The sequence below is a fragment of the Neorhizobium alkalisoli genome (assembly GCF_007829835.1).
In the GTDB taxonomy this organism is placed as follows: domain Bacteria; phylum Pseudomonadota; class Alphaproteobacteria; order Rhizobiales; family Rhizobiaceae; genus Neorhizobium.
Map to the genome: position 1 here is coordinate 794,415 of NZ_VIWP01000003.1, position 21,353 is coordinate 815,767.

Below are 21,353 nucleotides of genomic sequence, written 5' to 3' on the forward strand. Positions count from 1 at the left end.
TCCCCGTCAGCCGCGCGGCTTGCCGCCGCCCTGCACGTTATCGTCGCTATGCTTGTTGCGGATGCGCCGGACGGTGAGCCACACGCCGAGGACGACGAACGGCACCGAAACGCCCGTCAGCGTCTCTGACGAGATATCGAGACCGACATTGTGGATGAGCTTGGCGAGATAACCGACAAGCCCGATCACGTAATAGGAAATCGCCGCCACCGACAGGCCTTCGACCGTCTGCTGCAGTCGCAGCTGCAGATGCGCGCGCTTGTCCATCGAGGCAAGGATTTCCGTATTGAACTTCTGCAGATCGACATCGATCCAGCTGCGCAACAACGCCGTCGCGCGGGTCAGTTTGCGTGACAGGTTGACCTGCCGCTCCTCGACCGACTGGCAGGTACGCATGGCGGGTGCCAGACGCCGCTGCAGGAAGGCGCCGAGCGTTTCGTTACCCGGCAGTGCCTTTTCCGCCATCATCGCCACGCGTTCGAGCACAATGTTGTAATAGGCGCGGCTGGCGCTGAAACGGTAGAGGCTGAGCGCCGCATTGGCTTCCAGATCGGCAGCAAGTCGGGTGATTTCGGCCAGCATCGCATCGGCCTCGCTGCGCGCATGCTGCTTCATCCGCTGCGTGACGCGGGTAAAGGCGGTCTCGATCCGGCGGATTTCCGGCGACAGAGTCTGTGCCAGCGGCAGGCCCATCATCGCCAGCGTCCGGTAGGTCTCGATATCGAGAATACGCTGAACCAGCATGCCGCGCGCCGCATCGGTCACGCCACGGTCGAGGATCAGGAATTTCGTCAGCCCGTCGCCATCCTGGCGGAAATCGGTAACGAGGGTCGCATGCCCGTCCGCAACCGTGCTCTGACAGAGGCTGGTCGGATCGAAATGCGAAATGACGTCCGAAAAATCCTGCGATGCCGGCCGGATCTCGATGCGAATGCCCGAGATGAACGGACCCGGCGCCACGAAGCTTGCACCGAAGGGATTGACGGGAACTTCTGCGCCGAAGGCACCCGAGGCAGGCGTATCCCAGAAATAGGTCGAGAATTCCGTATGCCTCTCCCAGCGCAGCGTACCGCTGCCCCAGGTCATCGTATGATGGCTGGTATCCGGTGCCGGCGCCGGCACGCCCTGCCCCAATGACAGTTCGGCCAGGATCGCATGGTCGGCCGCGAAATTGGCCTCGGTCAGAAAGGCAACCTGGAAGATGACGCGCGGCAGCGAGATCAGCGTATAGGGCCGCGAATGAACCTCGCCGAGCGCACGCGCCCGCATATCTGCGACCGGAAACGAAAAGCTGCGCTTCGACATTCAAGGCTCCTGCGGCACCAGCGCCGTAATTTTACACCTTGCGTCATATCAAATGCACGTGACTTGTCCCCTGCCTCGCTCGGCGACTGTTTGCCGCAGCAATCCGCCGCTATCGCCGCATAGGCAGGAGAAAGCGCCTTCCGGTGCCGCACCGCGCACAGCTTCACGCAGATCCGATCTCTGGGGATGCGCGCCAGTTCGTTAAACTTTTCCTTAATTTTTAACCCTATCATCGCTGGAAACCGAGAGATCGAGCGATGCGTATTGCGTTTTTCATCGCCCTTCTGGCGTTATCCCTGACCGCTTGCGCCTCCACGCCGAAGCGGATCAACGACGCCTGCGCGATTTTTGATCAGCGCGACGGGCTCTTCAACAACTGGTCGCGGCAGGCGAGATCTGCTTCGCGGGAATATGGCGTTCCGGTGCCGATCCTGATGGCAACGATCTATGTCGAATCCGGCTTCCAGGCCCGTGCCAAGCCGCCGCGCAAATATGTGCTCGGCTTCATTCCCTGGGGACGCGTCTCGTCGGCCTATGGTTATGCCCAGGCGCTGGACGGCACATGGAGCGCCTATCAGAAGGATACCGGCCGCTGGGCAGCCAGCCGCAGCGACTTCGGCGACGCGATCCGCTTCGTCGCCTGGTATCACTACCAGAGCCATGTCCGGAACGGCATTCCGCTCGACCACACCTACAATCTCTACCTCGCCTATTATACCGGCCAGGCAGGGTATGCCCGCGGCCAGTTCGGCAGCGGCGTCAAGCAGACGGCGCAGAAATCCGCCGCCATGGCGGAACGCTACGAGTCCCAGCTGCGCCGCTGCGGTTACTGAAGAGAGACATCAGACCGTCAGTTGGCGGTCTTTTCCGGCGGCGCGAATTCGGTTTCGACGATCACCGTGATCTCGTCGCCCAGCGACTTGATCTTCGGCGCGACACCCCAGTCGCTGCGCTTGAACTTTGCGACGGCGGAGAAACCGACCTTCGGCACTTTTTCCATCGGCTGCTCGGCCATCGAGCCATTGAAGGTCACGTCCAGCACGGCCGGATGGGTCTCGCCGCGAAAGGTCAGGTCACCAGCCACTTCACCACGATTATCGCCCGTCACCTTCACCGAGGTCGAGACGAAACGGATCGGCTGGCCTCCGAGAAAGTCAGGCCGCGTGCCGATTTCCTGGTCGAAATTTTCCTTTTCGGGAAACGGAAAATCCGTCCGCACCGAGAGGGGATCGATATCGACGGTCACCTTGGAAGCGGTCGGGTTCTGCGTATCCCACACGAGTTCCGCCTTCATCCGCGTAAAACGGGCCGTGTAATTCGAAAGCCCGAGATGGCTGATCTTCCATGTCACGCTCGAATGGCGCGGATCGGAAACATAGGTGCCGCTCGGTGCGGGAGCGGGCTTGTCGGCGGCGAGCGCCGATGTCGACAGGAGGGCGGCAAGAGCAAGAAGACCTAGATATTTCATGAGGATCAATCCAACGGCTGAATCAAATTCGAAACGACTTAAACGCCTACAGCATCGGCCAAAAAACCGGAACGGTTTTCGGAGGGCCGATGCGGCAGATCGTCAGACTTTGCAGGAAATCGACGTTTATTGGCTGACGACGATACGGGTGTTCGACAGCCCGTACTGGCTGGTCAGCGCGAAGAAGGTCGCCGCGTCTTGCGGATGCAGACGGATGCAGCCATGTGATGCCGGGCGCCCGAGCCGCCGCGTCTCGAACGTGGCGTGCACCGCATAACCGCCATTGTAGAAAACCGCGAACGGCATCGGCGCGTCATCATATTTCTTCGAGCGGTGATCGCGCGAAAGCCACTTGGCGCTCCAGCTGCCCATGGGCGTGGAATAACCCGGCCGCGCAGTCGAAACCTTCCAGCGATGGACGGCGACACCATCCTGCATGACGGTCATCGTCTGCGTCGACAGACTGACGCTGGCAACGAGGCTGGATGAGAATGCTTGCGATGCGAAAAACTGACCACACAGGAGCAAGGCTGCCCCCATCACAAAACGGCGCATGGAACGACCCCTAGCCCCCTAGGATAACAATTCCAGCATCATCGCATCAAACATTCAATATAAATTGGAATGGCGCCGGCGCTTTATCTTTAAATTTTACCTATACAGGCCAAATCGGCACAAGACAGAATACATAGTTACTTTTTATTGGACGACACGAAGCTTCGGCTGTTCCCAGAGCCTGACCGTATCACGCCCTTCCTTCTTAGCAACGTAAAGCGCCTCGTCTGCGCGCGTGACCAGCCGGTTGGCGTCCATGCCCGGCATGGCAGGCGTCATGATCGCCACCCCGACGCTTGCCGTGACGATGCCTTTCTCGCTGCCGGAATGTTCGATCTTCAACGCGCGGAGGCTTTCGCAGAACTGTTTGGCAATCGCCAGTGCCGTTTCCTGATCGGCATCGGGAAGCACCAGCGCCATCTCCTCGCCGCCGTAACGGACAGCGTGGTCGAGCGAGCCGCGCACGGTCGCCTTGAGGCAGTTTGCCACGGCCTTCAGGCATGTGTCGCCCACGCCGTGCCCATAGGTATCGTTGAACGCCTTGAAACGATCGACGTCGATCATCAGAAGACCGAGCGTGCCGCCGCCCTTCTCGACGCGAGCAACCTCTTCGTCCATCAGGGCATCGAAGGCGCGGCGATTGAGAAGACCCGTCAGCCCATCCGTTTCCGCCAGAACCGACAGCCGGTCATTGAGATCACGCAGCTCCAGTTCCTTCTGCTTGGTATCGGTAATGTCGGAGCAGATCACGAAACAGGCGCCATCCGGCGTCGGGCGGGTGCGGGATTCGATCCAGCGCCCATCCGCAAGCTGGAACTGCACGGTGCCCGCCTGCTGCAGCCGCGACAGGGCCGTTTCCACCCATTTCCCCACCTGATCCTGCGCGATACCAACCAGTTCGCCGCGCGCAATCGAGGCGTAAAGAATGGAAGCGGCAGCCGTTCCCGGCACGCGAAGGTCGGCGGTTACCGAAAACATCGCGCGGTAGCGCTCGTTGCAGAAAACGAGGTTGAGATGCCTGTCAAACATCACCATGCCGTCGGACATGCCCGAAAGCGCCTCGACCGCATTGCGGTCCCGCTCTGCAAGCGCCAGTTCGAGCAATCGACGGTCCGTCACGTCACGGTTATGGGTGATCACGCCGAACAGCCCGCCCTCCTGGCAGACAAGCGGCGCCTTCAGGGTCGATAGCCAGATCGTCGTACCGTCGAGATGATGCACCTGCTGCTCGGCAACGGAGGCAACCCGGCTTTCGACGACCTTCAGCTCGTCCGCGCGAAAAGCTTCCGCGACCTCTTTCGGGTAATAGTCGAAATCGGTCTTGCCCATCAGCGCCTCGGCGCTTTCGGCCTTGAGCAGCGTCGCCGTTGCCGGATTGGCGATCACGAACCGCCCTTGCTCATCCTTGATATTGAGAGGCTCCGGCAGACTGTCGATCGCCATGCGGTAGACATGGTTGGTCTGCTCCACCTGCCGGCGGCGCAATTCACTTGCGACAGCAAGGCACGCCATCAGCGTCGTCACGAAGACCAGAATGACGACCGGCAGCTGGATATGCGGAACGACGAAGCCGGAATTGGGCATCAGCAGGCTGGAAGCGATGGTCACCAGCGGCAGCGCCGCGGAAAGAAGGACGCTTTCGCGCAGGCTCGGCACTGTGCCCTTCCGGGAGCGATAGGCCAGGAACGACACCAGGGATGTCAGTGAGATGGCAAAGAGGCCGATCGGTGCACCGGCGCCACCCCAGTAAAGGCGGAAAAGCGCCGCCATCACGGCCGTGATCATGCCCGGCACCGGTCCGCCGACAAAGAAGGAAATCGCGATCATCGTCGACCGGAGGTCGATGAAGACACCTTCATCCAGCTGGAACGGGAGCGACATCAAAATGATCGCGCCAATGCCGAACAGAAGTCCGAAGCCGATCTGTCGGACGCGTGGCGAATAATCCGAAACGCGCAGACGGACATTCGACCAGAGGGCAATCACGAGCGCTACGATTGCCGTGTTGGCAAGCAATCCATGCCAGAGAGTAATCAAAAACACAGCCTCCTCGGCCGGATCGTCAGAACGCGGAACAAAAACGACTGGCGACGATCATACGCCGAGGAACATAACGATTGGTAATCACAATCGGGTGTCACAAACAGGCCAGTTGCGACACCCGTCCCGTCATGGGTCAGAACACCTTGGCGGCTGTCACTTCGACCTCGACCAGAAACTCCGCCCGCGTAAAACCGCCGACCACGATCAGCGTCGAAACCGGCTTCGGGTCGAGCGTGAATTTGTCGCGCACCGCCATATAGGCCGGAAAATCCTCGCGGCTGGTGACGAAGCCGGAAATGCGGATAACATCCGCATAGGTCATGCCCGCCTCTTCCAGGATCGCGCCGATCGCCTTGAAGCAGAGCTCGGCCTGGCTGGTCACATCCGTCGGGATTTTTTCCTCGGTCGAGATGCCGAGTTGGCCGGAAGTGACGAGCAGGCTTGCACCCGGCGGGATCAGCAGGCCATGGTTATAGGCGCCGAACGGCTTGCGGACGGAAGGTGGATTGATCGGTTTATGCGCCATAGCCGACGATGCCCTTGATTTCGAGAAAATCGTGAATGCCCCAGTCGGCATATTCGCGGCCGTTGCCGGACTGCTTGTAGCCACCGAAAGGTGCGAACAGATCCCAGTCGGGATAATTGAGATAGACAGAACCGGCTCTCATCTTCGCGGCAACCTTGCGCGCATGGGTGACTTCGCCCTGGATATAGGCGGCAAGCCCATAAGGCGTATCGTTGGCAATCTCGATCGCCTCCTCCTCGCTGTCATAAGGCAAGATGGAGAGGACCGGCCCAAAGATCTCCTCGCGGGCGATGGTCATGTCGTTGGTGACGTTTCCGAAGATGGTCGGGCGGATGTAATAACCGCGATTGAGGTTTTCCGGGCGGCCCGGGCCACCGGTGACGAGCGTCGCTCCCTCGGCAATGCCGGCCTCGATCAGCTTCTGGATCTTGTCGAACTGGACCTGGCTGACGACCGGGCCGAGATTGGTGTCGTCATTGCGCGGATCGCCGGTCGTCATCGCCTCGGCCGCGGTCTTCGCCACGGACAACGCCTCGTCATGGCGATCGCGCGGCACCAGCATGCGGGTTGGCGCATCGCAGGACTGGCCGGAATTGCCGAAGCAGGCCGTGACGCCATCCGAGACCGCCTGGGCGAGATCGGCATCCGGCAGGATGATGTTGGGCGACTTGCCGCCAAGCTCCTGCGCAACGCGCTTGACCGTATCGGCAGCGGTCTTGGCGACAATGATGCCGGCTCGCGTCGAGCCGGTGAAGGAGACCATGTCGACATCCTTGTGGCCGGCCATGACCTGGCCGACATCCGGACCGGTGCCGTTGATCATGTTGAACACGCCCTTCGGCGTGCCGGCCGCTTCCATCACCTCGGCAAAGATGATGCCGGAGATCGGCGCGATTTCGGAGGGTTTCAGCACCATGGTGCAGCCGGCGGCGATCGCCGGGCCGACCTTGCAGGTGATCTGGTTGAGCGGCCAGTTCCAGGGCGTGATCAGTGCACAGACGCCGATCGGCTCCTTGACCACCAGCGTCGAGCCGCGCTGTTCGGTGAATTCATATTTTTCCATCGCCTCGATCGTGGCGGTGAGATGTCCCTGGCCGGCGGCGGCCTGCGCATCGCGGGCAAAGGCGAGCGGCGCCCCCATTTCGCGCGAGACGGCCTGGGCGATATCCTCGTAGCGCTTTTCATATTCGGCAAGGATGCGCTTCAGAAGCGCCAGACGCTCGGCATGCGGCCAGACCGAAAAGGTCGGGAAAGCCGCCTTTGCCGCCGCCACCGCCTTGTCGACATCGGCAGCAGAGCCGACCGCGATCTGGGTATAGGCCTCTTCCGTGGACGGATCGATCACATCGAGCGCGACCGGCACGACCGGCGGCACCCAGGCCCCGTCAATGAAGAATTTCAGGTGGTTGGACATCTGCGCCTCCGGGCTCGAGCTTGCGGGAACGGGGGCACTATCGACGATGCCCTTGCCGACCGCAAGCCTTCGAGAAGGCCTGCGCTCACCTATTCCATGGCGGCGCTGTGGTCGATCTCCGGCGGCTTTTCCGGTTTGCGCAACACGAGGATCAGCGGCATCACCACCAGCGACATGATCATCAGCAGCTTGAAATCGTCGATATAGGAAATGATCGTTGATTGCAGCGTGATGATCTCGTCGAGTGCTGCCCGTCCGGCCGCAGTCATCGGGTCAAGCGCGGCTGCGGCCTTCGCCTGAAAAGCATGGTTGAACGGCGTCACATAGCTTGCAAGGTCGGCATGATTGCGCTGGGTGTTCTCCACCAACAGCGCCGAGACGACGGCGATGCCGACGCTGGAGCCGATATTGCGCGACAGATTGTAGAGGCCGGTTCCATCGCCGCGCATATGGGCGGGCAGCGTCGAAAACGCCACCGTCGTCAACGGCACGAAGAGGAAACCGAGACCGGCGCCCTGGATGAAGCCGACATAGATGATCGTCCATTGCGAGACATCCGGCGTCCAGCCGGTCATGTCATACATCGCCCAGGCGGTGATCGCGAGACCGACGAACAGCAGGATGCGCGTATCGACCTTGCCGATCAGCCGTCCGACCACGAACATGCACAACATCGTGCCAAGACCGCGCGGCCCCATGACGATACCGGCGGTGATGACCGGATAGCCCATCAGCGACTGCAGATAGGGCGTCATCAGCGCCAGCGACGCCAGATAGGTGACGCCGATCACGAAGATGAAGACCATGCTGACGGAAAAATTCTGATCGAGGAACAGCCGCGGATTGATGAACGACTTTTCCGTCGTGAACGTATGCACGATCAGCAGGTAGAAGGCGCTGGCGCAGACCATGGCCTCGATGACGATCTCGCTCGACGAAAACCAGTCGAGCTGCTGGCCGCGGTCGAGAAACAGCTGCAAGGCACCGATCGCGACCGAGAGCATGCCGAAACCGAACCAGTCGAGTTTCGCGCCGGAATCGACCTTGGTTTCTGTCACGAAGACGCTGATGCCCATGAAGGCGATCACGCCGATCGGCACGTTGATATAAAACACCCAGCGCCAGCTGATATTGTCGGTGAGCCAGCCGCCGATCACGGGCCCGAGCACCGGCCCGACCATGACCGAGACGCCGAACAGCGCCATGGCCGATCCGCGTTCCTCGACCGAATAGATATCGAGCATGATGCCCTGCGACAGCGGCACGAGCGCCGCCCCGAACAGGCCCTGCAGCAGGCGGAAACCGACGATCTGCGGCAGCGACTGCGCGAGACCGCAAAGAACCGAGGCCGCGACGAATCCGAAAATCGCCGTCAGCAGAACCCGCTTTCGGCCGAATTTCGCGGCCAGAAAACCGGAAGGCGGCGTCATGATCGCGGCTGCGACGATATAGGAGGTCAGCACCCAGTTGATCTGGTCGGCGCTCGCCGCCACGCTGCCCTGGATATAGGGCAGCGCCACATTGGCGATCGTCGTATCGAGCGCCTGCATGATGACCGAAAGGATGACGCAGGCCGTGATGGCGCCGCGGTTTGCGACGACACCTGCTGCGGCACTACCGGAAGTGCTCATAACCGTTACCCTCGGGCCGTTACTCGTGCGCCTGCGCGGTCGGCATGTTGAACAGCTTCTGGGCGAATTGCGGCAGGCCGCGCTTGTGGCCGGTATCGACCTCGATCACCGTACTCATGCCGGCCCGAAGCGGCGGCTTGCCCTGGGCGTCGGCATCGTCGATCGTCACGCGCATCGGAATGCGCTGCACGACCTTGACCCAGTTGCCCGACGTGTTCTGCGCCGGCAGCAGCGCGAAACTGGCGCCCGAGGCCGGGCTGACGCTCGCAACCGTCCCCTTCCACGTTACATCCGGATAGGTATCGACGGTGATCGAGACCGGCTGGCCGGGCTTGATATAGGTGAGCTCTGTTTCCTTCGGATTGGCGGCGATCCACATATTGTGGGTGGAGACCAGCGAAAAGCCCTGCTCCGCCGCATCGAGATAACGACCGACCTGCAGCGCGCTCACATTGGTGACGACACCGGCATAAGGCGCCTTGACGACGGTATTGTCGAGCTGGCGCTGCGCATCGTCGACAGCGGCCTTGGCTTCCAGATAAACGGGGTTCTCCTCGATCGGCTGGTCGATATTGCCACCGAGCTCGGCGAGCGTCGCGGCAGCCTGCGCCTTGGCCACCGCCACCTTTTCGCGCGCCGCATCGAGATTGTGCTTGGCGTCGTCATAAGCGCCCTGTGTGGCCGCCGAGCCGGAGATCAGCCGCTGCTGCCGCTCCAGCACCGTCTCGTAATAGGGAATGTCGGCTTCCGTCTGGGCGATCTGGGCCAGCATCTGCTTGTAGGAAGCCTGCAGGTTCAGAAGCTGGTTGCGCGCGGCACCGAGCTTTGCCTTGGCGCCATCCAGAGCGATGCGAAAACTGTCCTGCTTCAGGGTGAAAAGAACCTGGCCCTTGGTCACTTCCTCGTTCTCATGCACGTCGATCGAGGCGACGGTGCCGGCGACATCCGTGGAAACGCCGAGAATATCGGCCGCCAGATAGGCATTGTCGGTCGCCATGATCTGGCCGCCCTCGACATAATAATAACCGCCGACGACAAGCGCGACCGGCAGAAGTGCGAAGAGCAGCGGCCGCTTCAGGCTGCGCTTCTTGCGCGGCTTTCCGGCACCCGATGCGGCGTTGGCGCCGGTATCGAGAACGGTGACATTGCTGTTTTCAGAGGGACGTGCAGAATTTTCGCTCATGGCAGTGGTTCTTCTTCGACCGGCGCGCGGCAGGCCTCGACGAGGTTGGATTTCATGACTTCGAGAATTTCGAAAAGCTTTTGGCGCTCTTCGGCGGAAATGCCTTCGAGCGCCTCATTGCGGGTGGTCTCGCCGAGCTTGCGCCCGTCATCGAGAAGCGCCCGCGACGTTTCCGTCGTATAAAGCAGCGTGATCCGCCGGTCGGTCTCGTGCGGCCGCCGCTCGACCATGCCGCGCTCGACAAGATTGTCGAGCACCCGCATCAGCGAGATCGGCGTGATTTCCAGAAGCTCGGCCAGCGCCTTCTGATGAATGCCTTCGCAGCGCGAAAGATAGGCGATCGTCTGCCACTGCGCCCGCGTCAGTCCGATATGCTTCGCCCGCTGCTCGAAACGCTTTCGAAGCAGGCGCGATACGTCGTGCAGAAGGAAACCAAGGGTCGGGGCGGGCTTGAGCATAGACTAGAACGATAACATGCTGATGATTAGCATGTATATCATTTGCATGCAGTGCACAAGAAGATCGGCGCTGCGAAACGTTACAAATTCGTCACATTGGTTATTGAAACGTAGGCCGAGACCCATCGCAGAATGACGGGTCACGCCTTGCGGAGAGACGGCGGCATGGCCATCTTCAAGCCACCCCAATTATGCCCGCAACCTTCATACGGCCCTTCTTTCAAGGACATTCATGTTCCATTTCATCCTCGGTCTTCCCTGGCTGGTCGTGGTCTTCCGCTTCATTGCCCCGCTTCCCTGGATCCTGCCGCTGAAGATCATTCTCGCAGGCGTCCTGCTCGTCGCCTCGCAGCATCTGCTGATCAGCCGCCTCTCATCCGGCTCGGTCTTCGCGCCGGAATATCCGCGGCCGCTGATCATTCTCTTCAACGTGCTGTTCGGTGCGATGGTGCTGCTGGCCGTCATGCAGATTGCGCTGGACGTGGTTTCGATCGTTCTCATCCCGGTCCTGCGCCATTTCCCGGCCGTTCCGCCGGAACTGCGTTATGCGATGGGCGTGCTCGCCATCGGGCTGGCCTCATGGGGCGTGGCGCAGGCAGTGCGCGTGCCGCCGGAAAAGAACGTCGAGATCGCCATCAAGAACCTTCCGCCGGCCTTTGAGGGGTACCGCATCCTGCAGCTCACCGACCTGCATATCAGCCGCCTCTTCCCGAAATCCTGGGCAGAAGCGGTGGTGAAAGAATCGAATGCGCTGAATGTCGATCTGATCACCATCACCGGCGACTTCATCGACGGCAGCGTAGAGTCCCGCCGCGAGGACGTCGCGCCGCTTGCAGGGCTGCGCGCCCGCGACGGCGTGCTCGGCATTCCCGGCAATCATGAATATTTCTTCAGCTACGAGGACTGGATGAAGCGTGACACCGACCTTGGTGTCCAAATGCTTCTCAACCGGCATGCAGTGATCGAACGCGGCGACGGCCAGCTGGTGATCGCCGGCGTCACCGACCTTGCAGCAACCCGCAGCAATTACCCCTCGCCCGACCTGTCCGCCGCGCTTGCCGGTGCCCCGAAGGACGCCCCCGTCATCCTGCTCGACCATCAGCCGCGCATGGCACCCCGGTCCGCCGAGGCGGGTGTCGCATTGCAGCTCTCGGGTCATACCCATGGCGGCATGGTGCAGGGTCTCGACCGGATCGTGGCCCGCAGCAATAACGGCTTTGTTTCAGGATTGTACCAGGTTGGCCGGTTGCAGCTTTACGTCAACAACGGCACAGCGCTGTGGCCGGGATTTGCGCTGCGCCTCGGAAAACCGTCGGAACTGACGGTGTTCACGTTGCGCCGGGATACAAACCCCTGAAAACAGGACTGGGGGCAAAAGCCCCCAGATCATCAATTTGCAGACGCCCCATAGGGTGCCAAGAACGTTTTCACCGCATCGATCTCGTTCGGCCTGATTTCGTGGCCACCCGGATGCCATTCCAGCGTCACCGCATCGTTCTGGCGCTTGAAATAATCGGCAAGCTCGACCGTCAGCGGCACCGGGCAGATCGGATCGCGCTCACCTGCCGTGATCAGCACATGCGCCTGCGCTTCCACCTTGCGGTCGGCAGGCCTGAACGGGATGAGCGGATGCATCAGAACGCCCGCTTCGAACAGACCGGGATTCTCGATCATCACATTGGCCAGAATGTTGGCGCCGTTCGAAAAGCCGAGGCCGAGCACGGTAGAGGATTCGTAGCGGTCGCGATTGGCCGTCACGAACTCGCTCATCCGCTGCGTCGCTCGGTCCAGATCGTCGAGGTCATAAACGCCCTCGCCCGTGCGCCGGAAAAACCGGGCCGCGCCATGTTCGGAAACATCACCGCGCGGCGAGACGATCGTCGCGCCCGGCAGAAGCCGGCTGCCGAAATCGAAGAACTGGTTTTCATCGCCGCCCGTGCCGTGAAAGACGAACAGGATCGGCGATCCGGGAGCACCGGGCCGCACCCGGTGCACATAGCTGTCGTAACTCATGATCTTCTCCTGAATGCGTTTGAGCGGAGCGGCTTCTGCCGCCCCGCGATACCGTTGGCCGAGGCTTAAGCCAGCGGCTCCAGATGTTCTTCGAGAACCGAGCGCAGATGCGCATGCTGCTGCGGCAGCTTCAGCGCTTCACCGAGATGCGCCGTATCCTCGTCCCGGTCGAAGCCCGGTTCGTTCGTGGCGATCTCGAACAGTACGCCGCCCGGCGTGCGGAAATAGATCGCCCAGAAGTAATCGCGGTCGATGACCGGGGTCACCTGATAACCGGTATCCATCAGCGCCTTGCGGACTTCGAGCTGCTTTGCGCGGTTTTCAACCGCAAAGGCGATGTGATGCACCGAGCCGGCGCCGAGATGCGCATGGGCGATGTTCGGCATGGTCTCGATATCGATGAAATCGGCACCATTGCCGCCCGGAATGGCGAGACGCGTGACACCGTCCTTGGCATCGACCTGCTCATAACCCATGAACTTCAGCAATTCCGAAGTCGCACCCTCATCACGAAGCCGCAGCGCTGCGGAATGAAAACCACGGATCGCATGATCGGTGCCGACACCGTTGCCGGTCCACTGGGCACGGGCATCGTCGCGAACTTCGACAAGGGCAAAACCATCGCCATCCGGGCCTGCGAAATGCAGCTGCTTTTCACCGAAGGCGCTATCGGCCTTGAGGCCATCGACGCCGGCTTTGGTCAGGCGGTCAGTCCAGAAGCCGAGCGCCCCTTCCGGAATGGAGAAGAGCGTCGTGCCGACTTCACCGGTGCCGGGACGGCCCTTGGCAATGTGCGGGAACGGGAAATACGTCATGACCGAACCGGGCGTGCCGACTTCATCGCCGTAATAGAGATGATAGACATCCGGCGCATCGAAATTCACCGTCTTCTTGACGCGGCGCAGGCCGAGCGTGTCGGTGAAGAACTTGTTGTTGGTGCTGGCACTGGCAGCCATCGAGGTGACGTGGTGCAGGCCCTTGATCTGGTCGAGCATTTTAAAACTCCTTGGTTCAAGGCCGCCCTGTGCGGCCCGTCTTTCTGGAGTGATATTTGGTCGATCAGGGACCGATTGGATAGACAGTCACATCCGAACGCATTGTTCAATTATTGGAAACGACAAATACCATGTCGTTCACAAATCAGACCTTTTCAGGAAGCTGCCAATCGATCGGTTCGCGATCATGCTGCTCCAGATAGGCATTTGCCTTGGAAAAGGGTTTTGAACCGAAAAAGCCGTTATGGGCCGAAAGTGGCGACGGATGCGGCGCCTTCAGCACGCAATGCCGCGTCGTATCGACAAAGGCCGCCTTCTTCTGGGCATAGGAGCCCCAGAGGATGAAGACGACGTTTTCGCATTCCTCGTTGACGGTACGGATCACGGCATCGGTAAACTGCTCCCAGCCCTTGCCCTGATGCGCCGCCGCCCTGCTCTCTTCGACTGTCAGCACGCTGTTTAAGAGCAGCACGCCCTGTTGTGCCCAATGTTCAAGGAACCCGTGCCGCGCCGGCGGAATGCCGAGATCGCTCTCCATCTCCTTGTAGATGTTGACGAGCGAAGGCGGGGTGCGCACCCCCGGCTTGACCGAAAAGCATAAGCCATGCGCCTGTCCGAAACCGTGATAGGGATCCTGGCCGAGAATGACGACCTTCACCTCGTCGAGCGGAGTGAGATCAAGCGCACGAAAATATTCGGACCCTTTTGGAAAGATCTGCTTTCCCGCCTGCTTTTCGGCAACGAGAAACTGCTTCAGCTGTGCCATATAGGGGCTGGCAAATTCCGCTTCGAGCGCAAACTTCCAGCTGTCCTCGAGCTTCACTTCGCCTTCGGCCATGCCCTTGTCTCCTACTGAAAACGCCCGCCGCGCTGGATGACCTCGGTCTTGTAGCCATCCGGATCGGTGACAAAGAAGAACTTTGCGAACGGCCTGCCGTCATGCGGCATCTCGACAAGCTTGCCAACGGTAAGCCCGAGATCCGTAAACCGCTGGTACTCGGCCTCAAGGTCCTCGACGGTCACCGCCAGATGGCCATAACCATTGCCAAGATCGTAAGCCTCGTCGCGGCCCGCATTGACGGTCAGTTCCAGTTCGAAGCCGGTGTCCGGATTGGACATGTAGATCAGCGTAAACCCGTCGAAGGGCACGCGATCGGCCACCTTCAGCCCAAAGGCCTTTTCATAGAAATCGACCGACCGCGCCTCTTCGAGAACGCGGATCATCGAATGGACCAGCTTTGCCATTTGCGGCTTCCTTACTGCGTGATGTGCTTTACTGGGTGATGTGGTTCGACTTGGAATGCCAGGCCCAGGCCGACTTGATGATATCGGCCAGTGTATATTGCGGCTCCCAGCCGAGCACGGCCTTCGCCTTGTCATTGTTGGCGACGAGCGATGTCGAATCACCTTCGCGCCGGCCGACATACTCAACCGGGAAAGGCTTTCCGGAGACATCCGAAATCGCGCCAAGCAGTTCCTTCACCGTCGTGCCGGTTCCGGTGCCGAGATTGAGTTCGACCGTCTCACCGCCGGCGAGAAGATAATCGACCGCCCGCACATGCGCATCGGCAAGGTCGAGAACGTGGATATAGTCGCGGACGCAGGTGCCGTCGCGTGTGTCGTAGTCGTCGCCAAACACCTTGAAACCCTGGCGGCGGCCGAGCGCGGCCTCGATCGCCAGTGGGATCGCATGGGTTTCCGGCGTATGCCATTCACCGATCCGGCCTTCGAAATCGGCACCGGCAGCGTTGAAATAGCGCAGCATCACCGACTTCAGGTCCTTGTAGGTGCCATAATCCTTGAGCGCCTGTTCGATGATGAATTTGGTGCGGCCATAAGGGTTGATCGGCGCCTGCTTATGCGTCTCGTCCATTGGCACGCGATCCGGCAGGCCATAGGTGGCGCAGGTCGAGGAGAATACGAAAGCTTTTACACCCGCATCCATGGCAGCCGACAGCAGCGTCAGCGCGCCGATGACATTGTTATCGTAGAAACCGACCGGGTTCTTGACCGATTCACCGACCTCGATCAGCGCCGCGAAATGCAGCACGGCATCCGGCTTATGCTTGGCAAACACCTCGTCGAGTCGGGCGCGATCACGGATATCGCCCTGTTCAAGCTCGCCCCAGCGGACGAATTCCGCGTGGCCATTCGAGAGATTGTCGAAGACGACGGGCTCATAGCCCCGTTCCGCCAGCACCAGAGACGTATGGGACCCGATATACCCGGCCCCGCCCACGACAAGCACTTTTTTCTTCGACATCCTATCCCCGGACACTGTTGAAGTTGGCGGCAATATAATCGCCAAGCCGGGAAAAGCCAGCCAAGTGGGTGAAGATCAGAATATTGCAAAGTGTAGCACCAGGTGCAATATTCACTCATGACCGCACGGAGATTCAAAACATCATGGTTCGCGAAAGCGGCTAAAAAGGCCCGGATCAGCGACCATGCTTTGCATTCCGCGATCGATCAGGTGGAGCGAGGCCAGGCCGATGACCTCTGTGGAGGCGTCTTCAAGAAAAGGCTGAACGAGAACCGGCACCGATCGATCATCCTCGCGAAAGCAGGCCAGTTTTGAGTGTTTACCTATCTTTTCGCCAAGCAGGACAGGGCCAATATTGACGACGATGAACTGATCGCATTTCGGAAACTGGCCGAACTTTATCGGAAAAAAACCGAAGCTGACCTGTCGGCGGAATTGAGAAGCGGCGCATTGGTGGAGATTTCGAATGGCGACTAGGCGGAAATTCAAGAGCGAGGCTTTCGAGGCGATACACAGCGCCGTCGAAGACATGTACCAAGCAGGGACTATCGACAAGGAAACGATGCGAACCTTCGACGAGACATGCCTTACGATCCCTACCGAATTGTCAGCTTCCGAAATCAAGGCCTTGCGTGAGGACAATCATGTCAGCCAGCCGGTTTTTGCACGTTATTTGAACACCAGCGAATCGACGGTCCAGAAGTGGGAGACGGGCGCCAAGAAACCCAGCGGACCAGCCTTGAAGTTGCTGGATATCGTGCGAAAACATGGGCTTCGGGTTTTGACCTGAATCAACCTCGAAAGCACTTCATGCGGTTTGTCTTTCTCTGTCTCGGCTGGCTGTTCGTGGGCCTCGGGGTGATCGGCGCCTTTTTGCCGGTCATGCCGACGACGCCTTTCCTTCTGCTCGCGGTCGGCTGTTTTGCGCGGTCTTCGCCGAAGCTGGAGGCGTGGCTGATGAACCACAAGACCTTTGGTCCGCCGCTTCGCAACTGGCGCGAAAAGGGTGCGATCTCGCGTCGGGCCAAGATCATGGCGATTTCGCTGATGGCAATCAGTTATGCCGGCTTCTGGTTCGGCTCTCATCCGTCCGCATGGCTTGCGGCGCTGGTCGCAGCCCTGATGATCGGGCCGGCAATCTTCATGCTGACCCGGCCCGATGCCTGACGATAAATACGATCAGCGATACCGCGACTGCGGCAGGACGTAAGGGATATGCGCCGCCGGCAATCGCCCCACTGTGCCGGTAATGCCATAGACGGCGGCGATCGTTTCGTCATTCACCGTATCGGTGCAAGGCCCTTCGGCGACGACGCGTCCATGGTGCAGGACGACGAGATGATCGGCGAATTCGGCAGCCAGATTGAGATCATGCAGGATGGCAAGCACCATGCCGCCGGCCGAGGCAAAATCGCGGGCAATTTCCAGAACGGAAATCTGATGGCCGAGATCGAGGCTTGCGGTCGGCTCGTCGAGGAAGAGCGCGCAGGGCGTTTCGCCATCGACCGCCTGCGGCACCTGCGCCAGCGCGCGGGCAAACTGCACACGCTGCTGCTCGCCGCCTGAAAGCGACGGATAGGGCCGGCTTTCGAACCCGCGCAGGCCGACGCGCGACAATGCCTTGCGCGCCTCGTCGCTCGGATTGAGAGCGCCTTTGGCAACGGCGCCCATACGGGCGATCTCGAGTGCCGTGAACGGAAAGGCAAGCTGCACCGCCTGCGGCAGCACCGCCCGGCGCTTGGCAAGCTCGGCCGTCGACCAGAGGCCGACGCTGCTGCCGTAATAGGAGACATGTCCCTGATCCGGCTTCATCTCGCCGGACAGCACTTTCATCAGCGTCGACTTGCCGGCGCCGTTCGGGCCAATCACGACCGTGAACTTTCCAGGCTCGAGCGTGATCCCCACCCGGTCCAGAAGTTTGCGTCCGCCCCGGCTGACGGTGATGTCGTCGGCGATGATCATTTTGGGTTCCTGACCAAGTGAATTCTCATCCCATGTCCCGCGTGCCGGAATTGCGGCCGATCAGCAGGAACAGGAAGACGGGTGCGCCGAACAGCGCCGTCACGACGCCGATCGGCAGTTCGGCGGGCGCGGCAATCGTCCGCGCCACGCTATCGGCGACCAGCAGAAGCACGCCGCCGCCCAGCGCCGAACCCGGCAGCAGAAAACGGTGCGACGGCCCCATGGCGATCCGCAAAAGATGCGGCACGATAATGCCGACGAAACCGATCGAGCCGGTGACCGCGACGGTCGCACCGCAGGCGGCAGCGACGGCAACGATGATGACCCGCTTCAGCTTCTGCACCGGAACGCCCATGTGATAGGCCGCCGCGTCACCGAGCATCAAGGCATCGAGCCCACGCGCGACGAAGGGCATGATGACGATCACGGACAGCGTAAACGGCAGGACAGACCAGACGCGCGGCATCGTCGCCCCGCCCAGCGAACCCAGCTGCCAGAAGGTGATATCACGCAACTGGCGGTCATCGGCCATGGTGACCAGCAGACCGATCAGCGCCATCGACAGCGCGCTGATGGCGATGCCGGAGAGGATCAGCGTCGTGGTCGATGTCTGTCCCTGACGGGTCGAGATGGCATAAAGGATCCAAGTATTGATCAGGCCACCACAAAAGGCCATCAGCGGCAGGAATTCCGGACCGAGCCAGAACGAGACCGGCGCCAGAATGCCATTGCCAAGCACGATCGCCATGATCGCAAACAGGCTCGCCCCGGTTGTCACGCCGACAATGCCGGGATCGGCCAGCGGATTGCGGAAAAGACCCTGCATCATCGCGCCGGAGACGGCGAGGCCAGCACCAACCACGAGCCCAAGCGCCGTGCGTGGCAGGCGGACGGCTTCGAGGATCACCCGTTCCTGCACGGACAGCGCATCACCTCGGCCGGTCATATAGGCCCAGAGATCGGCAAGGCCGACACCGGTCGGCCCAAGGCCAAGCGAAAGCAGGCAGGCGGCAACCAGCATCACCACCAGAACAGCGATGACGACAATGCCCCTGCCCGTCCGGTCACCTTCGCCGGACGATTTGAAGGGCATCGTGATGGACCTCGACATCAGTTCAGCGCGCCGGGATAGATCTTTGCCGCAAGCTCGCGGGCGGCTTCCGGAGTACGCGGGCCAAAACCGAGCAGCAGCAGGCCATCCATGGTAACGAGCGACTTGTTGGCGGCAGCCGGCGTCGTCTGCATCGACGGTAGGCCAAACACCTTCTCAGGCGTGATGGCGCGTTCGCCGCCGGCCTGCATGGCCAGAACGAAGTCCGGCTGTGCGGCGATCACCGCTTCATCCGAAAGCGGCTTGTAGCCATTGACCGAAGCGGCGGCGTTTTCTGCGCCCGCCATGGCGATGATCTCGCCGGCACCGGTATTGGCGCCACCGGCCAGAACCCGGCCATTCGCCATGGAAAGGACGAACAGGACCTTCTTCTTTGCGGTCGAAATCTTTGCGATCTTGTCGGCGAGGTCCTTGACGCTTTCGTCCGTCTTTGCGGCCAGCGGTTCGGCCTTGTCGGAAAGCCCGACGGCAGCGCCGATATTGCGGATCTTTTCGCCGATCTTCTTGCCATCCGGCGGCGACGGGATGACGACGACCGGCACTTCGCTGGCCTTCAGGATCTCGATCACCGGCGGCGGGCCGGAGCCTTCTTCCATCAGGATCAGATCCGGCTTCTGGCCCAGAATGCCTTCGGCGGAAAGCGCCCGCATGTAACCGACATCCGGCTTGCCCATGGCTTCCTGCGGGAAGGAGCTGGTCGAGTCGCGGGCGACGATGCGGTCTTGGGCACCGAGGTCATAGAGGATTTCGGTGATCGTGCCGCCGATCGAGACGATGCGCTTGGCTTCCGGATTGCCCTTGTCGGCCGCCGCCGCACCGCCTGCAAAACCGACGCCAATAATGACCGCCGCACACAGCGTCCGGATGCTCAAGCGATAAATCATGATCCAGTCCCTTTTCATCGAAGCGGAACGTCGCAAAAATGCCGTCATACGGCTGCGCCGACCCAATAACTTGAGTTGACTACGCAAGTTTTTTCGGGTTTTCAAGGGCAGCCACCGCCAATATCTTGAATGAAAAATGAAACTTAAGTGAGGATCGATCCATGTATATCGCCATGAACCGTTTCCGGGTCGTTCCCGGCTTTGAGGAAGCTTTCGAAACGCTCTGGAAAAGCCGTCAGGGCCGTCTGGCCGAACTGCCTGGCTATGTCGAATTCCACATGCTGAAAGGCCCGAAGGCAGAGGATCACACCCTCTACGCGTCCCACACCGTCTGGGAGACTTTCGAACACTTTCAGGCCTGGACGAAGTCGGAACAGTTCCGCGCCGCGCATGCCAATGCCGGCCAGAGCCACAGCAAGGTCGAATATCTCTCCGGCCCGCATTTCGAAGGGTTCGAAGTGATCATTCACGAAGACAAGAACGGCGTGCGCGCCGCCGACGCAGCCTGAGGCCGGCCGATGGACGCGCATAATACGGGTGGAACGGAAGCCGAGCGTCGCGAACGCGCGCTGGCGGCCCTTGCCGAAAAGCCGGACGGCATTGTCGAGTCGATTGCCGCGACCGCCGAAGTCACGCCCGCGGAAATCCTGGAAATCCTGCCAAAGGGCTCGGCCGTGATCGCGCCGAAGGAAAGCTTTCTCGATATCTGGAACGAGCTTGCTACCTGGGGCATCGTCCTTTTCCTCGTCCATACCGAGGATGTCGTTGCCGAGATCGATGGCAGCCTGCCGATCGGCTCAGAGAGCCACGGCTGGTTCAACATCCATGGCGACAGCCCGATCGGCGGTCACATCAAGAAGGACAATTGCGCCTCGATCACCTTTGTCGACCGCGCCTTCCACGGCCGCCGCTCCTGTTCGATCTGGTTCATGAACCAGAAGGGCGGCGCCATGTTCAAGATCTTCGTACACCGCGATGAGGCCCGCGAACTGGAAGCTGACCAGCTGGCAAAGTTCGAAGCGCTTCGCGATCGCTACGCAGCGCTTTGACGACAATGGCCCGGCGAACTGATCGCCGGGCCATCTCCCAACTCAGGTTTTTTTCCTGGCACGCGATTTTTTTTGGAACCATCCGCCCGCCTGGACGTTATGGCGAGTGAAGGGCTATTCTGGCCCGCTTTGCGACGGTGCCCTTCGCCCGTAAGCTTGAGCGCCTTTGTCCTTCACCAAGAGAGGCTGCGCCGCTCGATGGCGGATCGGTCGCTTTATCACGACCGTGGAGGAGGCGATCTTCGACGCGGCGCGCCTCCTCTTTAATTTCTCCACAGGATCAATGAACTAGTGGCGTGCCACATGCTCCGGCATGCCTTTGCGCTTGGTCGATGCCAGTTCATCCAGCTCTTTTTCGGTCATGGATTTCTCCATACTTTTCGAGGCGCCTTTCAGGGCGCTTTTCTTGATCTCGCCGCGCTTGGCTGCAAGGGCAGCCCCTGCGGCCTTCTGCTGTGCCTGGGATTTTGCCGGCATGTTCGCCTCCTCATGA

General features: G+C 60.6%; 24 protein-coding genes and 1 pseudogene. 7 read left to right on the forward strand and 18 right to left on the reverse strand.

Going from position 1 to position 21,353, the window contains the following annotated elements; translation table 11 throughout:
- Positions 1–6 precede the first annotated feature (6 nt).
- Positions 7–1,305 (reverse strand): DUF3422 family protein, encoded by a 1,299-nt coding sequence (locus FHW37_RS14780; RefSeq protein ID WP_145637724.1) that lies wholly within the window; start codon positions 1,303–1,305, stop codon positions 7–9.
- 257 nt (positions 1,306–1,562) lie between these two features.
- On the opposite strand from FHW37_RS14780, the gene FHW37_RS14785 reads away from it, so the two are divergent.
- On the forward strand, positions 1,563–2,138 hold the full coding sequence (locus tag FHW37_RS14785; protein WP_145637726.1) for a transglycosylase SLT domain-containing protein: 576 nt from the start codon (positions 1,563–1,565) through the stop codon (positions 2,136–2,138).
- Positions 2,139–2,155: 17 nt separating this feature from the next.
- Here the strand turns inward: FHW37_RS14785 and FHW37_RS14790 are convergent, their stop codons facing one another.
- The 8 genes from FHW37_RS14790 to FHW37_RS14825 form a co-directional block, all read right to left on the reverse strand.
- The gene (locus FHW37_RS14790; RefSeq protein ID WP_145637728.1) at positions 2,156–2,773 is read right to left on the reverse strand and encodes a YceI family protein; all 618 of its coding nucleotides are present in this window, start codon (positions 2,771–2,773) and stop codon (positions 2,156–2,158) included.
- 126 nt (positions 2,774–2,899) lie between these two features.
- Positions 2,900–3,328, reverse strand: a complete 429-nt coding sequence (locus FHW37_RS14795; protein ID WP_145637729.1) for a L,D-transpeptidase — start codon at positions 3,326–3,328, stop codon at positions 2,900–2,902.
- Positions 3,329–3,472: 144 nt separating this feature from the next.
- On the reverse strand, positions 3,473–5,365 hold the full coding sequence (locus FHW37_RS14800; protein WP_186458258.1) for a diguanylate cyclase: 1,893 nt from the start codon (positions 5,363–5,365) through the stop codon (positions 3,473–3,475).
- A 139-nt stretch (positions 5,366–5,504) separates the two neighbouring features.
- Positions 5,505–5,897, reverse strand: coding sequence for a RidA family protein (locus FHW37_RS14805; protein WP_145637732.1), 393 nt, complete (start codon positions 5,895–5,897; stop codon positions 5,505–5,507).
- Positions 5,887–7,311 carry an aldehyde dehydrogenase family protein gene (locus FHW37_RS14810; RefSeq protein WP_145637733.1) on the reverse strand — a complete coding sequence of 475 codons (1,425 nt, stop codon included), beginning with the start codon at positions 7,309–7,311 and terminating at the stop codon, positions 5,887–5,889. The genes FHW37_RS14805 and FHW37_RS14810 overlap by 11 nt, the downstream gene beginning before the upstream one ends.
- Before the next feature lie 89 nt (positions 7,312–7,400).
- Entirely contained in the window at positions 7,401–8,942 is a 1,542-nt protein-coding gene (locus FHW37_RS14815; protein WP_145637734.1) for a DHA2 family efflux MFS transporter permease subunit, read from the reverse strand.
- Positions 8,943–8,961: 19 nt separating this feature from the next.
- Positions 8,962–10,125 (reverse strand): HlyD family secretion protein, encoded by a 1,164-nt coding sequence (locus FHW37_RS14820; protein WP_145637735.1) that lies wholly within the window; start codon positions 10,123–10,125, stop codon positions 8,962–8,964.
- A complete protein-coding gene (locus FHW37_RS14825; RefSeq protein WP_145637737.1) occupies positions 10,122–10,583 on the reverse strand; it encodes a MarR family winged helix-turn-helix transcriptional regulator in 462 nt (153 codons plus the stop codon). Before FHW37_RS14825 ends, FHW37_RS14820 begins: the two co-directional genes overlap by 4 nt.
- 232 nt (positions 10,584–10,815) lie before the next feature.
- Here FHW37_RS14825 and FHW37_RS14830 point away from each other — a divergent pair, with 232 nt between their 5' ends.
- Positions 10,816–11,940 carry a metallophosphoesterase gene (locus tag FHW37_RS14830; protein WP_145637739.1) on the forward strand — a complete coding sequence of 375 codons (1,125 nt, stop codon included), beginning with the start codon at positions 10,816–10,818 and terminating at the stop codon, positions 11,938–11,940.
- Positions 11,941–11,972: 32 nt separating this feature from the next.
- Here FHW37_RS14830 and FHW37_RS14835 read toward each other — a convergent pair whose 3' ends face one another.
- From FHW37_RS14835 to galE, 5 genes are all read right to left on the reverse strand, one after another.
- Positions 11,973–12,596: an alpha/beta hydrolase gene (locus tag FHW37_RS14835; protein WP_145637740.1), complete on the reverse strand. Its 624-nt coding sequence runs from the start codon at positions 12,594–12,596 to the stop codon at positions 11,973–11,975.
- Positions 12,597–12,661: 65 nt separating this feature from the next.
- The gene (locus tag FHW37_RS14840; protein WP_145637742.1) at positions 12,662–13,591 is read right to left on the reverse strand and encodes a VOC family protein; all 930 of its coding nucleotides are present in this window, start codon (positions 13,589–13,591) and stop codon (positions 12,662–12,664) included.
- A gap of 145 nt (positions 13,592–13,736) precedes the next feature.
- On the reverse strand, positions 13,737–14,429 hold the full coding sequence (gene ung / locus FHW37_RS14845) for a uracil-DNA glycosylase (RefSeq protein ID WP_145637744.1): 693 nt from the start codon (positions 14,427–14,429) through the stop codon (positions 13,737–13,739).
- 11 nt (positions 14,430–14,440) lie between these two features.
- Positions 14,441–14,836, reverse strand: a complete 396-nt coding sequence (locus tag FHW37_RS14850; protein WP_145637746.1) for a VOC family protein — start codon at positions 14,834–14,836, stop codon at positions 14,441–14,443.
- Positions 14,837–14,864: 28 nt separating this feature from the next.
- Complete coding sequence (gene galE / locus FHW37_RS14855; protein WP_145637747.1) at positions 14,865–15,854, reverse strand: UDP-glucose 4-epimerase GalE; 990 nt, start codon at positions 15,852–15,854, stop codon at positions 14,865–14,867.
- Between the two features lie 117 nt (positions 15,855–15,971).
- Between galE and FHW37_RS14860 the strand changes: the two are divergent.
- The 3 genes and pseudogenes from FHW37_RS14860 to FHW37_RS14870 all read left to right on the forward strand — a co-directional run bounded on the left by FHW37_RS14860 (position 15,972) and on the right by FHW37_RS14870 (position 17,021).
- Positions 15,972–16,331, forward strand: a pseudogene (locus FHW37_RS14860) (type II toxin-antitoxin system RelE/ParE family toxin).
- Positions 16,321–16,644, forward strand: coding sequence for a helix-turn-helix domain-containing protein (locus FHW37_RS14865; protein WP_145637749.1), 324 nt, complete (start codon positions 16,321–16,323; stop codon positions 16,642–16,644). The pseudogene FHW37_RS14860 and the gene FHW37_RS14865 overlap by 11 nt, the downstream one beginning before the upstream one ends.
- A 20-nt stretch (positions 16,645–16,664) precedes the next feature.
- Positions 16,665–17,021, forward strand: coding sequence for a YbaN family protein (locus FHW37_RS14870; protein WP_145637751.1), 357 nt, complete (start codon positions 16,665–16,667; stop codon positions 17,019–17,021).
- 12 nt (positions 17,022–17,033) lie between these two features.
- On the opposite strand, the gene FHW37_RS14875 is transcribed toward FHW37_RS14870, so the two are convergent.
- Genes FHW37_RS14875 through FHW37_RS14885 form a run of 3 tightly spaced genes read right to left on the reverse strand, consistent with a single transcriptional unit; the run spans position 17,034 to position 19,814 of the window.
- Positions 17,034–17,816, reverse strand: a complete 783-nt coding sequence (locus FHW37_RS14875; RefSeq protein ID WP_145637753.1) for a heme ABC transporter ATP-binding protein — start codon at positions 17,814–17,816, stop codon at positions 17,034–17,036.
- Between the two features lie 25 nt (positions 17,817–17,841).
- Positions 17,842–18,927 (reverse strand): FecCD family ABC transporter permease, encoded by a 1,086-nt coding sequence (locus tag FHW37_RS14880; protein WP_145637755.1) that lies wholly within the window; start codon positions 18,925–18,927, stop codon positions 17,842–17,844.
- Positions 18,927–19,814, reverse strand: coding sequence for a heme/hemin ABC transporter substrate-binding protein (locus FHW37_RS14885; protein ID WP_432442862.1), 888 nt, complete (start codon positions 19,812–19,814; stop codon positions 18,927–18,929). Before FHW37_RS14885 ends, FHW37_RS14880 begins: the two co-directional genes overlap by 1 nt.
- Positions 19,815–19,972: 158 nt before the next feature.
- Here FHW37_RS14885 and FHW37_RS14890 point away from each other — a divergent pair, with 158 nt between their 5' ends.
- Together FHW37_RS14890 and hutX are read left to right on the forward strand one after the other, a co-directional pair.
- Positions 19,973–20,320, forward strand: coding sequence for an antibiotic biosynthesis monooxygenase family protein (locus FHW37_RS14890; protein WP_145637758.1), 348 nt, complete (start codon positions 19,973–19,975; stop codon positions 20,318–20,320).
- Between the two features lie 9 nt (positions 20,321–20,329).
- Complete coding sequence (hutX, locus tag FHW37_RS14895) at positions 20,330–20,860, forward strand: heme utilization cystosolic carrier protein HutX (RefSeq protein WP_145637760.1); 531 nt, start codon at positions 20,330–20,332, stop codon at positions 20,858–20,860.
- Positions 20,861–21,148: 288 nt separating this feature from the next.
- Here the strand turns inward: hutX and FHW37_RS14900 are convergent, their stop codons facing one another.
- Positions 21,149–21,337, reverse strand: coding sequence for a DUF3008 family protein (locus FHW37_RS14900; RefSeq protein ID WP_145637762.1), 189 nt, complete (start codon positions 21,335–21,337; stop codon positions 21,149–21,151).
- Positions 21,338–21,353 lie beyond the last annotated feature (16 nt).

What these genes read in the sequence shown, in the direction of transcription:
- FHW37_RS14840 (WP_145637742.1), bottom strand. Translation starts at nt 13,591, where the DNA reads ATGCTCGACCAGATCAAGGGCCTGCACCACGTCACCTCGATGGCTGCC.
- FHW37_RS14795 (WP_145637729.1), bottom strand. Translation starts at nt 3,328, where the DNA reads ATGCGCCGTTTTGTGATGGGGGCAGCCTTGCTCCTGTGTGGTCAGTTT.
- FHW37_RS14805 (WP_145637732.1), bottom strand. Translation starts at nt 5,897, where the DNA reads ATGGCGCATAAACCGATCAATCCACCTTCCGTCCGCAAGCCGTTCGGC.
- galE (WP_145637747.1), bottom strand. Translation starts at nt 15,854, where the DNA reads ATGTCGAAGAAAAAAGTGCTTGTCGTGGGCGGGGCCGGGTATATCGGG.
- ung (WP_145637744.1), bottom strand. Translation starts at nt 14,429, where the DNA reads ATGGCCGAAGGCGAAGTGAAGCTCGAGGACAGCTGGAAGTTTGCGCTC.
- FHW37_RS14865 (WP_145637749.1), top strand. Translation starts at nt 16,321, where the DNA reads ATGGCGACTAGGCGGAAATTCAAGAGCGAGGCTTTCGAGGCGATACAC.
- FHW37_RS14780 (WP_145637724.1), bottom strand. Translation starts at nt 1,305, where the DNA reads ATGTCGAAGCGCAGCTTTTCGTTTCCGGTCGCAGATATGCGGGCGCGT.
- FHW37_RS14785 (WP_145637726.1), top strand. Translation starts at nt 1,563, where the DNA reads ATGCGTATTGCGTTTTTCATCGCCCTTCTGGCGTTATCCCTGACCGCT.
- FHW37_RS14875 (WP_145637753.1), bottom strand. Translation starts at nt 17,816, where the DNA reads ATGATCATCGCCGACGACATCACCGTCAGCCGGGGCGGACGCAAACTT.
- hutX (WP_145637760.1), top strand. Translation starts at nt 20,330, where the DNA reads ATGGACGCGCATAATACGGGTGGAACGGAAGCCGAGCGTCGCGAACGC.
- FHW37_RS14810 (WP_145637733.1), bottom strand. Translation starts at nt 7,311, where the DNA reads ATGTCCAACCACCTGAAATTCTTCATTGACGGGGCCTGGGTGCCGCCG.
- FHW37_RS14880 (WP_145637755.1), bottom strand. Translation starts at nt 18,927, where the DNA reads ATGTCGAGGTCCATCACGATGCCCTTCAAATCGTCCGGCGAAGGTGAC.
- FHW37_RS14820 (WP_145637735.1), bottom strand. Translation starts at nt 10,125, where the DNA reads ATGAGCGAAAATTCTGCACGTCCCTCTGAAAACAGCAATGTCACCGTT.
- FHW37_RS14835 (WP_145637740.1), bottom strand. Translation starts at nt 12,596, where the DNA reads ATGAGTTACGACAGCTATGTGCACCGGGTGCGGCCCGGTGCTCCCGGA.
- FHW37_RS14890 (WP_145637758.1), top strand. Translation starts at nt 19,973, where the DNA reads ATGTATATCGCCATGAACCGTTTCCGGGTCGTTCCCGGCTTTGAGGAA.
- FHW37_RS14825 (WP_145637737.1), bottom strand. Translation starts at nt 10,583, where the DNA reads ATGCTCAAGCCCGCCCCGACCCTTGGTTTCCTTCTGCACGACGTATCG.
- FHW37_RS14900 (WP_145637762.1), bottom strand. Translation starts at nt 21,337, where the DNA reads ATGCCGGCAAAATCCCAGGCACAGCAGAAGGCCGCAGGGGCTGCCCTT.
- FHW37_RS14790 (WP_145637728.1), bottom strand. Translation starts at nt 2,773, where the DNA reads ATGAAATATCTAGGTCTTCTTGCTCTTGCCGCCCTCCTGTCGACATCG.
- FHW37_RS14850 (WP_145637746.1), bottom strand. Translation starts at nt 14,836, where the DNA reads ATGGCAAAGCTGGTCCATTCGATGATCCGCGTTCTCGAAGAGGCGCGG.
- FHW37_RS14870 (WP_145637751.1), top strand. Translation starts at nt 16,665, where the DNA reads ATGCGGTTTGTCTTTCTCTGTCTCGGCTGGCTGTTCGTGGGCCTCGGG.
- FHW37_RS14815 (WP_145637734.1), bottom strand. Translation starts at nt 8,942, where the DNA reads ATGAGCACTTCCGGTAGTGCCGCAGCAGGTGTCGTCGCAAACCGCGGC.
- FHW37_RS14830 (WP_145637739.1), top strand. Translation starts at nt 10,816, where the DNA reads ATGTTCCATTTCATCCTCGGTCTTCCCTGGCTGGTCGTGGTCTTCCGC.